Raw genomic sequence first — 14,974 nt, 5'->3', positions numbered from 1 at the left:
GAGTTTTACTTGTTTACAAGCCTGTTGAAAACAACAACCAATGCATGCCTGGCGCTATGTTTAATGCTGGCCTGCATAACAAAAAGTCTGGCGGCAGAAGCGTGGCTGGAAGATTACGCTCGCTATGTGAAGCGGGAAGCGATTAAGTACAACGTACCTGGCTACGCGTTTGTGTATTATCAGCAGGGTGAAACACCGAAAGTGTACGTGTTCGGGCGCACTCACAAGGGTGGCGAATACATTGATGGCGACACCGTTTTCCGTCTTGCCTCGGTGTCTAAATCTTTTACCTCGCTGCTTATGGCCAAGCTGGTTCAGCAGGAAAAAATGCGCTGGGATATGCCCATTAGCGAACTGATACCGCAAATCCCCTTCACCGGTAAAGGCATGGACAAGCTGCAACTGAAACATATTGTAAGCCAGTCCAGTGGCTTCATGCCGAATGCCTACGATAACCTTATTGAAGCCGACTATTCGTTAGAAAGGGTACTCCAACAACTCGCCGTACTGGAACCGTTGTGTGCCCCGGGCGACTGCTACACCTATCAAAATGCCATGTTTGGCGCCATTGCTTATTATCTTGGTCTGCAGAATACTTCCTACCATCGCCAGCTTGATGAACAGGTTTTCACGCCACTGGGAATGACAACTGCCAGTGCCGGTAAAGCGGCGATGATGGCATCTGACAGTTGGGCTCGCCCGCATATAGCCATTGCCAGAGACAAATGGCGTGAAGGCATGGTAGAAAGTAATTATTACCGCTTCTCCCCCGCGGCTGGCGTAAATGCCAGTATTAAGGACATGACCATTTACCTGCAGGCCATGTTGGGCGAATTCCCTACCGTCGTGCCACCGGAACTCATTGAAGACATCACCACTCCGGTGGTGAAAACCTCCCGCGAAGTTTATCGTCGCGGCTGGCGTCAGCACCTGAATAGCGCTTATTACGGTAAGGGTTGGCGTATTTATGACTTCGACGGCAAAACACTGAACTATCACAGTGGTTGGGTGAAGGGCTACCGGGCGGATGTGGCATTTTCCCCCGATTATAAGGCGGGCTACGTGATGCTAATGAACGCTGAATCCAACATGATCAACTCCACCACCGCCGAATTCTGGGAGCGCTATTTCAAGCAGGCTGATGAGAAACGTGCGGCGGAAGCGAAAACGGCGACGGTAGCCCCGTAAAACAATACATTTTTATCCGAACTTCAGAAACTAAAAAGGCAGTCATGTTTCCACGACTGCCTTTTTCATGAGCGCTTAATGGACGCGACTAAACACCGTTAAGAGCGGGTTTTCATGTAGGTATAACCACTTAAACAGTTCTCATAAAAGTCGGTCCATTTCACCGCTTCACGAGGGTTCAGGTTGCCGCTTGAGATCTGACGGTCAATCATGCGTTTTACATCAGACGCCATGGCGCGAGGATTGTATTGCATGATTTCAAGTACATCCTGCACTGATGAGCCTTTCACCACTTCCTCAATGTAGAAGTCTTGTGGATCGTCGTCGTAGCTGTAAATGTGTACTTCGTTCAAACGGCCGAACAGGTTATGCATATCACCCATTACGTCCTGATACGCGCCGGTAAGGAACAAGCCTACATAGTAGGGTTCGTCTTTCTTCAGCTTGTGCATTGGCAGGATATCAGTGATTTCACGGCCTACCGTGAACTGATCGATTTTACCGTCGCTGTCGCAGGTGATGTCTACCAGGGAACAATTTACATCTGGCTTTTCGTTCATGCGGGTAACCGGCACAACCGGCAGCAACTGATCGATGGCCCAGGTATCTGCAGCAGACTGGAAAACGGAGAAGTTAGCCAGGTACTGAGAAGACAAGCTGTAATCCAGGCTCTGAATTTCTTCTGGCACATAATCGGCTGTGGAGTAGTAGTCACGCAGACGAATCATAATACGCCAGTACAGGGTTTCAATTTTACCCAGTTCATCCAGAGACAAAACACGCAGTTTAAATGCATCCATGGCCTGCTCTTTCCACTGCGATGCGTCGTTGAATACTTCCTGCATGTTGGTTTGCGTGTCGAAGGTTTCGCACAGCTCACGGATATTGCGTACAAATACATGCTCGCCATCCACCGGTGTGGTATCAACTTCGGCCATATCAGAGCGGATTTCACCCACAATTTCAGTGATCACGCAGCTATGATGCGCAGTAATTGCGCGGCCGCTCTCACTTACCAAATTAGGATGTGGCACACCTTCCAGATCGCACACTTCTTTCATGCCGTAAACCACGTCAGCCACGTATTCCTGCATGTTGTAGTTACGTGACGATTCGTTGGTAGAGGCACTGCCGTCGTAATCGATACCCAAACCACCACCAACGTCTACATAGTCCAGCGGGAAGCCAAGCTTATGCAGTTCTGCATAAATGCGCGCGCCTTCGGTCATGGCTTCTTTCACTGAGCGAATATCGGTAAGCTGGCTACCAATATGAAAATGCAGCAGTTTAAAGCAGTGTTCCATGCCTTCTTCGCGCAGGTAGCGTGCGGCTTTAAGAATTTCTGCAACGGTCAAACCGAATTTGGCCCGCTCGCCACCAGAACTTTCCCATTTACCCCGGCCTTTTACGGTCATTTTCGAGCGCATGCCGATGATTGGCTCAATGCCCAATTCTTTTGAGGTTTTAACCAGCAGAGTCAGTTCAGAATACTTTTCGATAACCACGACAATACGGCGACCCAGTTTACGGCCCAGCAGTGCCAGCTTCATAAACTCTTCGTCTTTATAGCCATTCAGAACGGTTAACGACTCTTCATTGGTATTCAGTGCCAGTACGGTGATCAACTCGGCTTTCGAGCCTGCTTCCAAGCCGTAGTTAAACGGTTCGCCAGCATCAACGATTTCCTCAACCACTTCACGCATCTGGTTTACCTTCACCGGATACACACCGTGATACTGGCCGTTATAGTCAGCTTCAGCGATGGTGTCGCGGAAAATGGTATTCAAAAATGCAACTTGCGAGCGCAATACATCGTGAAATCGCACAACAACAGGGAACTGAACGCCCTCGTCACGAATTTCATCAAGTACTGCTTTAAAATCGATTCGAATACTTGGATCGGCGGGAACCGGTGTAACGTGTACGTTACCGTTTTCGCCAATGGTAAAATAGCCGCCGCCCCAACGTGAGACGCCGTACAATTTTTCCGCTTCTTCGATGCTCCACTCAGCCAATTCTATTCACCTTACAAAAGTAAACGCCCTGTCGGGATTGCAGACAAGGCGAGTTGTGGATGTTACGTCATTTGATGGGCGCCATTATAATGCTCTGAAATGTCAGTGCTATGAAAATCGTCGTTTTTCGCATTAATTTTATGGCACAAAAACGCATTTATATTCATAACAAGCACTGTACCTTCGAGTCTGCAATCATGCAGAAAATACAGCGCACCAAATGGTAACCATACTCCGATAGACGGCAATCGCAAATGTGAGTCATTTTGTATAAATTGCTTTCCCTGATACCGGTAAAAACTCTTTTCCGATCTCATTCGTAAGCTATTGTTATAAAACGCTCGAAAACAATAATGAGAATTTCAAAAAATAAGGATGCCGCCATGGGTGCAGTCCACAAAGCCATCATTACTCTCGATCAGGGCACCACTTCAACACGCGCTATTGTCTTTGATAGCGTATTTGCGCCGGTATTTACCGCGCAGGAAGAATATCCTCAGCATTATCCGCGACCAGGATGGGTTGAACACGATCCTGAAGATATCTGGCAAACCACTGTAACCACGCTAAAACAGGCTATGGCTTACTGCCATGAAAATACGATTGAAATAGCAGGTATTGGTTTAGTCAATCAACGGGAAACCACACTGGTTTGGGAGCGTGAAACCGGTAAAACGCTCTATCCTGCTATCGTGTGGCAAGACAGACGCACCGCCCACCAATGTCATAAACTAAAGCATAAGGAAGAATGGCTCCATCAGCGTACCGGACTACGCTGTGACCCTTATTTTTCTGCCACCAAAATTTGCTGGATATTAGACAACGTACCACACGCCCGGGAACGTGCCGAAGCCGGAGAACTGGCTTTTGGTACTATCGACAGCTTCTTAATTTGGCGTTTAACCGGTGGTAAACAACACCTGACTGATACTACCAATGCCAGTCGTACCAACCTGTTCAACATCAATGATATGAACTGGGATGACGACCTTCTCGCAATGTTTGATGTGCCAGCCTCACTGCTTCCTGAGGTTAAAAACTGCGCTGACGATTTTGGCAAGCTCGATACAACCGAATTTGGTGAATCCATTCCTATTTGCGGCGTTGCCGGCGATCAGCAAGCAGCTTTGATTGGTCAGGGTTGCTATAAGATGGGTGAAGCAAAAACTACCTTCGGTACGGGTTGTTTCGCTTTGGTGAACTCGGGTTCAGAACCGGCATTTTCAGAACAGAACCTGCTGACAACAGTGGCTTATACCTTAAACGGTAAAACATGCTACGCCATGGAAGGGTCTATTTTCGTTGCCGGCGCCGCTATTCAGTGGTTACGAGACAGCCTGGGCATTCTGCCTTGCGCTGCCGACTCGGAAAAGCTCGCCCGTCAGGTAGAAGAAGATCATCAGGTAGTAGTGGTACCGGCATTTACCGGACTCGGTGCACCCTATTGGGAACCGTTGGCGCGGGGAGCCATTTTTGGGCTGACACGCGGTTCAACCGCCGCCCATGTGGTAAGGGCAACCCTCGAATCGGTGAGCTACCAGACTCAGGATTTGCTGAACGCCATGCGTAGCGATGGTATCGATACGACCACCATGAATGTCGATGGCGGCATGGTACAGAATAGTTGGTTCTGCCAATTTCTCGCTAACACCTTGGACATTACCGTGAATCGCCCCAAAGTGATGGAAACCACCGCGCTTGGTGCGGCTTACCTGGCAGGTTTACACGCGGGATTAAAAGACAACATTGAAGATTTTGCTGCGTTAAACCCTCAAGACTCCACCTTCGAGCCCGAAGTAGACGATATCTTAAAGAAAAAGCGTCAACACCGTTGGCAAGCGGCAGTAAAAGCCACACTGATCATGGCCGAGGCAGAAGCGAACCTGGAATGTAATTGAACGAAGCGTGCCCCATTTTATCCTGACCAGAGCACAGTTAACCCGAGAGGTATTGAGAGCCCGATATGATTTAAGTAGGCTTTGGGCATTGAATAACAACGACTTTCTGGCTCATGTTTAAACCCTTACTTTTTGGTAGCGCACTGTTCACTGCCACCAGCGCCTTTTGCGCGACGTCCGTTTCATCAATTGGCGAAGCGCTCGATTTGCAACAATATCGCGAAGATGTGAAAACACTTGCGAGCGACGAATTTGAAGGCCGCTCTCCGTTGTCTGAAGGCGAAGAAAAGACCATTGAATACCTGGTAAAACAGTTTAAAGATATCGGCTTAGCGCCAGCATTCGGCGATAGCTACATCCAGCCTGTCCCGTTAGCTAAAATCACCGCAGACCAGAATATGTCGTTGAAATTCGACGATGTAACACTGACCAACGCCAGCGAGTTCACTGCACGTACGCAGCGCATCAGCGACAACATTACCGTTGATGATGATGTCGTGTTTGTCGGTTACGGCGTTACTGCACCTGAATATAACTGGCACGACTACGAAGGTGTGGATGTAAAAAGTAAAACCGTGATCATGCTGGTGAATGATCCGGGTTTTGTCTCTCAGGACCCTGACTTCTTCGGCGGCAACGCCATGACCTACTACGGCCGCTGGACCTACAAATACGAAGAAGCGGCCCGCCAAGGCGCGAACGCGGTGTTTATCGTTCATGAGACCATGCCTGCAGGCTACGGCTGGGGGGTGATTCAAAACTCCAATACCAACACCAAATACACGCTTATCGACGACAACGAAAACCAGTCACAAATCGGTGTGATGGGATGGATGACGTTACGGGCTGCAGAGAAAGTCTTTAAAGCGGCGGGGATGGACTACCGTGAAATGAAAGCGAAGGCATCTAAGCCCGGCTTTAAAGCGGTCGACATGAAATTGCATGCTTCACTGAAGATGCATAACACCATTGAGAAAAAGCAGTCGCGCAACGTAGCCGGTATTATTCCTGGTGCAAAATCGCCGGATGAGTGGGTCGCGCTGCATGCCCATTGGGACCACATCGGCAAAGCTATTGAGAACGGCAAGGAAGTCGTTATGAACGGCGCTGTGGATAACGCCTCCGGCGTAGCCGGCGTACTTGGTCTTGCCCGGGTGATGAAAACGCTGAGTGAGAAAAAGCCGTTTGACCGCACCTTGATGTTCGGCGCATTCACCGCCGAGGAAACCGGCTTGATTGGTGCAGAGCATTTTGCCCAAAACCCGCCAGTGCCAGCGTCGGACATTGTGGCGTTTTTAAACATCGACGGTATGAACGTGAATCAGTCTGTGGATTACATTCTGCAGTACGGCAATGGCTTGTCGGAACTGGAAGACTATGTAGCGAAAGCAGCGAAAACCCAGGGCCGTTACGTTAAACCCGATCCTCGCCCGCAAAATGGTCTGTTCTTCCGCTCTGATCACTTCGCCGCGGCCAAACAGGGCATTCCTTCATATCTGTTCATGAGCCTGGGCGACACTGACCCTACTTTTATTTCCCAGCGCTATCACAAAGCTGCCGACGATTACTTCCCAAGTTGGGACTTAGGTGGCGTGAAGCAGGATTTGGATTTGATGGGCCAGATAATGGCAGAGTTGGCCAATAATGGTGACTGGCCGAAGTGGACTGCAGATTCTGACTTTAAAGCAGCCAGAAAAGCCTCTGGCCGCTGATTATTTCAGACTGACAAAACACACAAAGCCCGGCAGGTTGTTAATCTGCCGGGCTTTTTTTATTCTTTTAACTCGAAAACCGATTCAATAGGTGCATTGAAGTGACGGGCAATTTTCAGCGCAATCACCACTGAAGGCGTAAAGCGTCCGGTTTCCACAGTGCTGATGGTTTTGCGGGATACCCCAATGGCGTCGGCCAGTTCTTGCTGGGAAACTTTGTGTGCTTGCCTGAGTTTATGAATGTGATTATCTAACTCTTCATTCATCTTCGGATTCCCCACGAAACATATACAGTATGATGCCGCTATAAAGAAAAAGTGACAGTATCGTCCACACTTCCAGCAGCTCAAATTCAGAGAAAGCCCCGGTGAGGATGAGACCACCGTCACCACCAATCAATGACACGATGAGTACACCTAACAGCAGAAACTGAAAAGCAAAGCGCTGACTAACGCCGCTGACATAATCGACATACTCATCTTTATACTGCATGGTCCAGTAAGATTTGGCGGATAGTTTTTTACTTAACTTCGAGAAGCGCAGGGTTATCACCACACAGCACACAATGGTAATTAGCTGAGTTGCTGAAATCATTACGCTCACGACAAAAGCCGGATCGATCAGCATTCTTTCGAGAAGGTTGGCACCAATGAATACCGCCAGTGTCAGCATCGCTTTGGCGTTTAAATTGAGTACGGTTTGTTCTACATCCACTTCACTCATGTTTTCCAGTGTTTTATCAGTCATTGCCTTAATCCTTTATTTACGTTTGGTGTTTATTTGTGGCTACTGCTCCCTGCCACCATTGCAGATACCTATCAGTTACAAATGACACCCTTACTGAACATATGTAACCTATAGGTATCAATGATACCCAAAGGTTACATGCTGTCAACTGTTTGTTTTTCACACTGGTACGCTGAGTTAGACTTTAGGCAAAGAAAAGCAAAGATATGCAAAGAATATTGCAATCTAAATAAAAACCACTCTCATTTGCATTGCGTTACTTATTAGCTACTGTTAATATCCCCGCGATTTTCACACTAAACTACAACACAAGCCTCACTTATTCGGAACGTTAAAACCATGAAGTCGAAGCCATTTTCACAACGAACACTCATTGCCTCTTCAATTGCCAGTGCCCTTTTCACCTTTTCAGTCAGCGCTCAGGAATCCCCTGTTGTTGTTCCGGATAGTGATGACATCGAACGCCTTGTGGTTACGGCAACCGGTTTTGAGCAAAAGCTTACCGAAGCTCCTGCCAGTATCTCTGTGATTACCCAGGAAGATCTGCAATCTCGTCAGTTCATTACCCTGCTTGACGCGGTTCAGTTCCAGGAAGGTATCGATATTGGTACAACCCGCGATAAAACCGGCCAGGGTTCAGTGAGTATGCGTGGTTTAACCGGTGAGTACACGTTGCTGCTCATCGATGGTGTACGTATGAATAACCACGGTGATATTTATCCGAATAACTTTGGCGGTAACGCATTTGGTCACGTTCCTCCAATGGAAGCTATCGAACGTATCGAAGTTATTCGTGGTCCGGCATCTACGCTTTACGGTGCAGATGCATTGGGCGGCGTAATCAACGTTATTACCAAAAAGCGCTCTGAAGAATGGGGTGGCTCCATCAACTTTGGCCGTAGCATTCAAACCGACGATCAGTTTGGCGATGACATCACCACGGACTTTTTCGCGCAGGGCCCACTAATCAAAGACCTCCTTTCATTAGGTGTTCGCGGCAGCATGTATGAGCGTCAGGCATCGAACCCTGAATTCGCTCCCGATATTGACCCTAACGGCGATGTGCATATTCGTCAGCTTGGCTTCGGTAGCGGCGGCAAAACGGTAGACAGCGACAGTGCACAATTCGGTTTTACACTGTTCTACACGCCTTTTGAAAACCAGAGCTTCAAGTTTGATTACGACAACTCAAATCAAACTTACGACAATACACCTTCATACAATCTCGACACCGGTGAAATAACCTATCCGCTGGGTACAAGAGATAACATCGATTCTATCTGGGCTGACAGACGTGGTGTGGTAAACCCCCGCGCCGGTTATGCTGACGATCAGGAATTTAATCGTGAGTGGTGGTCGATTACGCATCAGGGTCAGTTCGATGGCTTCTCAAGCATGATTGCCCTGTCTCACGTTGATACCAGTAACGATGGCCGAACTCTGCCGTTAAGCGTTACCGAACGTTTATTGCTTCAGGAAATGTACGACGGAACTGGCGCTTACGAAGGTTTAAGCGAAGAAGAGCGTAAAGGCATTGCAGAAGACACTTTCCTGCCACGACCTAAGCGTCCACTAGAAAGCAGCCAGTATACGTTGGACGTACGTATTGATATTCCGGTAACGGACGTAATGGGCGACCACAACATCGTTCTGGGCGGTCAGAGAATTGATGGTGAACTGCGCGATGGCGTTTTCGGTCTGGAAAGTTCTCAGGCGGGCCTGATTCAGGAACAGAAAATGTGGTCACTGTTTGCTGAAGATAACTGGAGCCCTAACGATTACCTGACGCTTACAGCCGGTGCTCGTTACGACAAGCACGACGTATTCGGCACTCAGGTTTCTCCACGTTTATATGCCGTTTATACCTTCAACGACAACTGGACCGTGAAAGGTGGTGTGAGCACAGGTTATAAAACACCTAACACGACTGACCTTTACGACGGTATCACCGGTTTTGGTGGTCAGGGGACTTCACCGTTTGCCGGTAACCCGGATCTCCAGCCAGAAACCAGTGTGAACAGCGAAATTGCAGCGTACTGGACAGGTGATGCGGGTCACAACTTTAACATCACTTACTTCAACACCCGCTTTGATGACAAAATCGCGCGCGGTGATACAGTTTATAGCTGTGAAGTGACTGGCGGCGTTCGTCCTTGCGTTAACCTGGGTGAGTACGACCAACTGGGTTACGAAACTTACAGCCAAAAAATCAATATCGACAAAGTAGATTTGCAAGGTATTGAAGTGGCAGGTCGTTATCAATTCAGCACAGACTGGTTTGTAACAGCCAACTACACCTGGACTGACAGCGAACAGAAGAGTGGTCCGGAAGAAGGTCAGCCGCTGACCAATACCGCAGAGCACATGGCTAACATCACTATAAACTGGGATGTTACTGATGCGCTGGGCGTGTATCTGCAAAGCCAGTTGCGTTCAGACCGTTACCGCGGTTGGGACAGCGTACTTAACAAGCCGCTGTACTACAAAAACTACCAGTTACTGACGCTGGGTGCCCGTTACACATTCAACGAATACGTAACTGTAAACGCCCGTATTAACAACCTGCTGGATGAAGACTTTACGTCTTACACCACCGAGTATACCGATCTGAACGGCGACGGCACTTACGAGTACGTTACTGGCCGTGGTGCGGTAAGTGAAGTGGTATTCCAAGACGACTACAACATCAAAGACCGTGCACGTAACCTGTGGGTTGGCGTAAACGTTAAGTTCTAAGTTCTAGCTAGCGTTTTACGTTCTGACTACGAAAGATGCAAAATAAAAGGGGGCAACCACTGGGCTGCCCCCTTTTTTGTTTATGCTAATAGCAATTATTTTTAGCTAATGCGCATTACGCTAATTTGTTGCCGTTGATAACAAAGTCTTCACTGGCGTAGCGGACTTTCTGAGGCGTTGCCTCACCTTCTTCACGGTAACCTACTGCACAAATTACGGTTGCCGAAAGGCCCTTTTCGGCAAGTCCCAGAATTTCATCAAAGCCCGCCGGATTAAAACCGGTCATCGGGCAGGAATCTACGCCTTGAAGCGACGCTTCACCAATGAGCAGCCCCAAAGAAATAAAGGCCTGATGCTTGGCGCTTTCTGCCAGTGCCTCGGCAGGCTGGCTGCTTACCCAACCTTTAATATAATCAGCATAACCATTCAGGCTACCCGGTTCGTTGTCTGTTTGTTCATAGGTGCGGGCAAAATAGGCATCAACGGTGCCTTCAGTGATCGATGTTTCCGCTGCGAATACAAACAGGTGCGAACAAGTAGGCAGTTGCTTTTGATTAAATGCTGCGCCAGCCAGTTTGCCAAGCAGTTCGCGATCGGTAATCACGATCAGGCGATACGGCTGCAAACCAAACGCAGAGGGCGCCAAACGGGCAGCCTCGGTGATGGATTTTATTTTCTCTTCATCAACCTTCTTGTCAGAAAATTGTTTTATAGCGTAACGGTTTGATAATGCAGACAGTAAACTCATGGCGAACTCCGGTGAAAGGTAAAACACTACTTTAACCGGTTACCCCTAATATGGAATTAACTTAGGTTAAAAACACAGAAATTTGTTCTGAATTGCGGCAAAACCTAAATTTGTTCTGAGATTAACTCAGGTTAATTTCTCAAGGTTTTAGGTGGGCTACAGTGGTCTCAACTTATTACTCCAGAGACTTACTATGCTTGACGCTTATCTCACACAACTAAACCTGTGCGCTCCACATGAGCCGTCGCTCTCGTTCCTGTGTTCGTTAACCCGGCGCCACATTGCGACTCATACTTTTAATAATTTAGGCGTGTTACTGCGCGAGCCTATGTCGCTGGAGTTAGACGCGATATTTCACAAAATTGTAATACGACAGGCTGGCGGATTTTGCTTCGAGCACAATAAGTTGCTAATGCATTGTTTGAATCAACTGGGTTATGACACCCGTCTGATGATGGCCCGTGTACTTAACAACCATGTTCGCGATGTGCCACGCACGCACCGCATTACTTTAGTAAGACTAAACGGTGATATCTATCTGGTGGACTGTGGCTTCGGCGCGTCAGTGCCGCTTGGTCCATTGCAAGTCAATACGAACTGCATTCAGCACGTAGGCGGCAAGCATTATCAGATTCTGCCAGTAAACGAAAACGAATACGATGTCGTGGAAATCCGCGACAACGCCCCTTTCATCCTCTACCGGTTTGACTCTGCCACTTATTCTGATGCAGACTGCACGGCCGCACATCATTACTCCATCTCTCACCCGGATGCGGTATTTGTCAGAAATCTAGTGGTTAGCCTAAATCGCGAAAATCAAAGCCTTTATTTAGTAAATCAAACACTTACTACGTTCGCTGACGATGAGACGCAACGCTCAACCATTAAGTCTGCTAATCAACTTGAATCGGTACTTAACGGCGAGTTCCGATTGTCAGTTGACAGCGCTATTTGCAACCTGTTGTTCGAGCGATATGTGTCCCCGCATATCTGCTGCGAGCAATCAAAAAAAGGTGCACAGTGATGAAAAATGTCAGCAGGTTAATGCATTCGCCAGCAAGTAAAACAACGAACTTGCATGCCTATTTTTCGGCACTCAGCTGGTCGCTATTGATGGCATCCTCGTTTATTGTTTCCGCCTGGATAACTGACTACGCCTCGCCCTTAGCTGTTACCTTCCTGCGATTTCTTTTTGCGTTAATAGTGATGACACCGGTTTATTTTTGGCAAAGACGACGCTCGGCTACACCGCTGTTCACAGGCATTAAAGCCGGCCTCAAAATGCTGCTGGTAAGTGCTGGGCTCGTTGGATTCTTCGTGTGTTTATTTACTGCTCTTGCTACAACGTCGGCGTTAAATACGTCTGTGCTGTATACATTAGTGCCACTTATTGGCGCTGCACTTGGCTCTCTTTTGGGCGTTCAGACCGCCAGTAAACAGTGGCAGGGCTTTATACTTGGTAGCTTGGGAGCAATCACAGTACTGATGCTGCGCAGTGACGCATCACTTCAGTGGCACATTGGCGATGTGATTTACCTGTTCGGTTGTTTCCTGCTTGCTTTCCATGTTGTTACTGTTCAACGTTGGTGCCGAGAATACACACCTTTTGGCGGAGCTTATCGCATCATGCTGTTCGGCACAGTCTTGTTATTGCCACTGGTTTTATCATTCGGCGATCTGGCTGCCGTTCAATGGCAATCCGGTAAATTTCAAGGCATGCTGATTTATCTTACGTTGGGCACTACCCTTGCTACATTCGTGCTGCAACAACGAGTAATTATTACCGGTGGCGCCGGCATGTTGTTGGGAGTGAGTTACATAATCCCGGTTTGGGTTGCGTGTTATGGTGTACTTTCAGGCAGCATTTTGACCATTGTGTCACCCGGTTTTATAACGGGCGTTGTGATGATTCTCTTAGCGCAATGGCTTATCAGCAATTCCAACAGAAAGCAGGTTAACCTTCATGGATAAAACGTATCTACAAAAGCAATTCGAAGCTTTCTTCAACAATTATCAGCCGGGTATAGATTGGACACAACTCTCGCTAAAGCCTGAAGTCCATGTGCTTAGAAAGGGCGAGCGGTTATTCCAGCAAGGCGAACCATCTGTACGCCTGTATTTTCTGAATTCCGGCTTGGTCCGCTATTACAGTGTGTCAGAAGAAGGTAAAGAATATACCCAATCTTTGGCAAAGGCACCGCGGGTTGTTGGTTCAACCCGCGCCATGACCACAGGTTCCCCCGTGCAATTCACCATCGAAGCGTTACAAGATGTAATTGCGATCTCTTTTCACTGGCCAATATTTATCCACACAATGCAAACGGATCTGGCTTTTATGCAGGCATACGCAAAATTTCTTACTGACATATTTATTTATAAAGAAGAAAAAGAGAGCATGATGGTAAGGCAGTCTGCCACGCTGCGCTATTTAGGCTTTTGTGCCGATTACCCTGAGCTCAAAGAGACGCTCACTAAGCAACAAATCGCCTCGTATCTTGGCATCACGCCCGTAGCCCTTAGTCGTATTCGTGCCAGGCTTACGCACCAATCGTCTACCACAATCATTAACGAGAAATAGCCCGCCACATAGGAGTGTAAACCTACTTTAAACACCGTAAATTACCTGTAAAAGCCGCGAAATTAGCGAACATCCCCCTTTACCGTGACTCGAAATAACAGTCCTTTCTTGTTTCCGCTCACAGGTAAAGTATTCCATGAAGCCGTACAAATTCTTTTCCGTAACCAGTTTGTCTCACTCAGGTTCAACCGCCTTTTCTATCGCTCTGGCGAGTCATCCAGATCTAATTTCACTGGGTGAAGTGTTTCAGGTTTTGCGCCATGCTCCTGAATACTGGCTTCACGATGCCAATCATGCTTGCAGTTGTGGAAAACCCACTGCGCAATGCGGATTCTGGGGCCCGGCGCTGGAACACATTCGCGCTAACGTGCCAATGCCAGCAAAGGGCGAGGAAAAGTACAGTCATGTGCCTCTCGCCTATAAAGAACTGTTGCGTTATTTCCATAAGGTTTATGGTGGTGAAAAACGGATGGTGGATACCTCGAAGGGTATTCGCCATTTAAACCTGATTGCCAGTGACCCGTTACTTTCACCGAAGATTTGCTTTCTGGTCCGTGACGTTCGCTCTTATGCAAGCTCTCAAACACGACTGGCGCGTTCAGAGCAGCGCAGTGGGCTGAAAAAAATCAAAGGTCACTATTGGTTTCAAATGCTGAAGTGGTACCAGGGCAATAGAAAAAGAGAAAAATTGCTGAATAGAAGCGAATTGAACGTGGTAAAAATTGGCTACGAAGAATTCTGCTTTAATGTGGAAAATGTTTTGGGACAGGTTTATCACTCCGCAGGACTTCCGTTGCTTTCCAGTACAGGCAACCTTGGACGAGCCGAGCATCACATTTTGTTTGGCAACCCCATGCGACTCTCCGCAAAGAAATCCTCAGAAATTGCGTATGACGCGCGATGGCTGAAAGAAAATGATTACCTGCTACCCGCCTGCCTGATGCCATTTGTGATGAAATACAATCAGCAAGCTGTATATCAGACATCCGCAGCCCCACCTTTCACTGGAACCCCTGTACAACGCGAGCAACTGCTTTAATCTGAATGGTATGTATTAGGGATAAGCGGTAGATTAAACGTGCAGAGCGAAGGGGTGCTTTCATTCGAAACCGTCTGCCGCAGGGATGCCGCAGGGATGCGGCAGGCAGAAGAGTGCGCCCCGACAGCGGTTAAGTCTCTTCCGTTTCCAAACCGTCAGCCGAAAGAGAGCGATAGCTTAGTACGCCGCGGGGAGTCCGGGATGGGAAAAGGAGCTGTGTTTGTAAACCGTCTGCCGCAGGGATGCGGCAGTCGAGCCCCCAGGGATGGGATCTCGGCGTGTTTACAAACACAGCTCCGCTCCTATCCAAGAG

Annotated in this window: 12 protein-coding genes; 8 read left to right on the top strand and 4 right to left on the bottom strand. The window is 48.1% G+C overall.

The genetic code is table 11. The annotated features are described in order from the left end of the window. Positions 1-63: 63 nt before the first annotated feature. The gene (locus ACXAFQ_RS05845) at positions 64-1,188 is read left to right on the top strand and encodes a serine hydrolase domain-containing protein (protein WP_474819268.1); all 1,125 of its coding nucleotides are present in this window, start codon (positions 64-66) and stop codon (positions 1,186-1,188) included. Positions 1,189-1,286: 98 nt separating this feature from the next. On the opposite strand, the gene speA is transcribed toward ACXAFQ_RS05845, so the two are convergent. After that, positions 1,287-3,203, bottom strand: a complete 1,917-nt coding sequence (speA, locus tag ACXAFQ_RS05840; RefSeq protein WP_474818747.1) for a biosynthetic arginine decarboxylase — start codon at positions 3,201-3,203, stop codon at positions 1,287-1,289. A 383-nt stretch (positions 3,204-3,586) separates the two neighbouring features. On the opposite strand from speA, the gene glpK reads away from it, so the two are divergent. Together glpK and ACXAFQ_RS05830 are read left to right on the top strand one after the other, a co-directional pair. Next, positions 3,587-5,101, top strand: a complete 1,515-nt coding sequence (gene glpK / locus ACXAFQ_RS05835) for a glycerol kinase GlpK (RefSeq protein WP_474818746.1) — start codon at positions 3,587-3,589, stop codon at positions 5,099-5,101. A gap of 113 nt (positions 5,102-5,214) precedes the next feature. Then, positions 5,215-6,813 (top strand): M28 family metallopeptidase, encoded by a 1,599-nt coding sequence (locus tag ACXAFQ_RS05830; protein ID WP_474818745.1) that lies wholly within the window; start codon positions 5,215-5,217, stop codon positions 6,811-6,813. A 59-nt stretch (positions 6,814-6,872) separates the two neighbouring features. Here the strand turns inward: ACXAFQ_RS05830 and ACXAFQ_RS05825 are convergent, their stop codons facing one another. After that, positions 6,873-7,079, bottom strand: a complete 207-nt coding sequence (locus tag ACXAFQ_RS05825; protein ID WP_474818744.1) for a helix-turn-helix transcriptional regulator — start codon at positions 7,077-7,079, stop codon at positions 6,873-6,875. Continuing rightward, on the bottom strand, positions 7,072-7,560 hold the full coding sequence (locus ACXAFQ_RS05820) for a hypothetical protein (protein WP_474818743.1): 489 nt from the start codon (positions 7,558-7,560) through the stop codon (positions 7,072-7,074). The genes ACXAFQ_RS05825 and ACXAFQ_RS05820 overlap by 8 nt, the downstream gene beginning before the upstream one ends. Positions 7,561-7,899: 339 nt before the next feature. Between ACXAFQ_RS05820 and ACXAFQ_RS05815 the strand changes: the two genes are divergently transcribed. After that, positions 7,900-10,296, top strand: a complete 2,397-nt coding sequence (locus ACXAFQ_RS05815) for a TonB-dependent receptor domain-containing protein (RefSeq protein ID WP_474818742.1) — start codon at positions 7,900-7,902, stop codon at positions 10,294-10,296. 115 nt (positions 10,297-10,411) lie between these two features. On the opposite strand, the gene ACXAFQ_RS05810 is transcribed toward ACXAFQ_RS05815, so the two are convergent. Continuing rightward, complete coding sequence (locus tag ACXAFQ_RS05810) at positions 10,412-11,044, bottom strand: NAD(P)H-dependent oxidoreductase (protein WP_474818741.1); 633 nt, start codon at positions 11,042-11,044, stop codon at positions 10,412-10,414. Between the two features lie 193 nt (positions 11,045-11,237). Here ACXAFQ_RS05810 and ACXAFQ_RS05805 point away from each other — a divergent pair, with 193 nt between their 5' ends. From ACXAFQ_RS05805 to ACXAFQ_RS05790, 4 genes are all read left to right on the top strand, one after another. Then, complete coding sequence (locus ACXAFQ_RS05805) at positions 11,238-12,068, top strand: arylamine N-acetyltransferase family protein (RefSeq protein WP_474818740.1); 831 nt, start codon at positions 11,238-11,240, stop codon at positions 12,066-12,068. 20 nt (positions 12,069-12,088) lie between these two features. Further along, a complete protein-coding gene (locus ACXAFQ_RS05800) occupies positions 12,089-13,015 on the top strand; it encodes a DMT family transporter (protein WP_474818739.1) in 927 nt (308 codons plus the stop codon). Then, complete coding sequence (locus ACXAFQ_RS05795) at positions 13,008-13,622, top strand: Crp/Fnr family transcriptional regulator (RefSeq protein WP_474818738.1); 615 nt, start codon at positions 13,008-13,010, stop codon at positions 13,620-13,622. Before ACXAFQ_RS05800 ends, ACXAFQ_RS05795 begins: the two co-directional genes overlap by 8 nt. Before the next feature lie 136 nt (positions 13,623-13,758). Further along, positions 13,759-14,661 (top strand): sulfotransferase, encoded by a 903-nt coding sequence (locus ACXAFQ_RS05790; RefSeq protein WP_474818737.1) that lies wholly within the window; start codon positions 13,759-13,761, stop codon positions 14,659-14,661. Positions 14,662-14,974 lie beyond the last annotated feature (313 nt).

Source organism: Alteromonas sp. ABH2_165 (assembly GCF_056159945.1).
The sequence above is the reverse complement of the archived record's forward strand: the minus strand, read 5'-3'. Positions and strand labels throughout refer to the sequence as shown.

Bases quoted from the DNA above. Each gene is read 5' to 3' on its own strand.
- ACXAFQ_RS05810 (WP_474818741.1), bottom strand. From the start codon at position 11,044: ATGAGTTTACTGTCTGCATTATCAAACCGTTACGCTATAAAACAATTT.
- ACXAFQ_RS05795 (WP_474818738.1), top strand. From the start codon at position 13,008: ATGGATAAAACGTATCTACAAAAGCAATTCGAAGCTTTCTTCAACAAT.
- ACXAFQ_RS05825 (WP_474818744.1), bottom strand. From the start codon at position 7,079: ATGAATGAAGAGTTAGATAATCACATTCATAAACTCAGGCAAGCACAC.
- ACXAFQ_RS05790 (WP_474818737.1), top strand. From the start codon at position 13,759: ATGAAGCCGTACAAATTCTTTTCCGTAACCAGTTTGTCTCACTCAGGT.
- ACXAFQ_RS05805 (WP_474818740.1), top strand. From the start codon at position 11,238: ATGCTTGACGCTTATCTCACACAACTAAACCTGTGCGCTCCACATGAG.
- ACXAFQ_RS05815 (WP_474818742.1), top strand. From the start codon at position 7,900: ATGAAGTCGAAGCCATTTTCACAACGAACACTCATTGCCTCTTCAATT.
- glpK (WP_474818746.1), top strand. From the start codon at position 3,587: ATGGGTGCAGTCCACAAAGCCATCATTACTCTCGATCAGGGCACCACT.
- ACXAFQ_RS05820 (WP_474818743.1), bottom strand. From the start codon at position 7,560: ATGACTGATAAAACACTGGAAAACATGAGTGAAGTGGATGTAGAACAA.
- ACXAFQ_RS05830 (WP_474818745.1), top strand. From the start codon at position 5,215: ATGTTTAAACCCTTACTTTTTGGTAGCGCACTGTTCACTGCCACCAGC.
- ACXAFQ_RS05845 (WP_474819268.1), top strand. From the start codon at position 64: ATGCTGGCCTGCATAACAAAAAGTCTGGCGGCAGAAGCGTGGCTGGAA.
- ACXAFQ_RS05800 (WP_474818739.1), top strand. From the start codon at position 12,089: ATGCATTCGCCAGCAAGTAAAACAACGAACTTGCATGCCTATTTTTCG.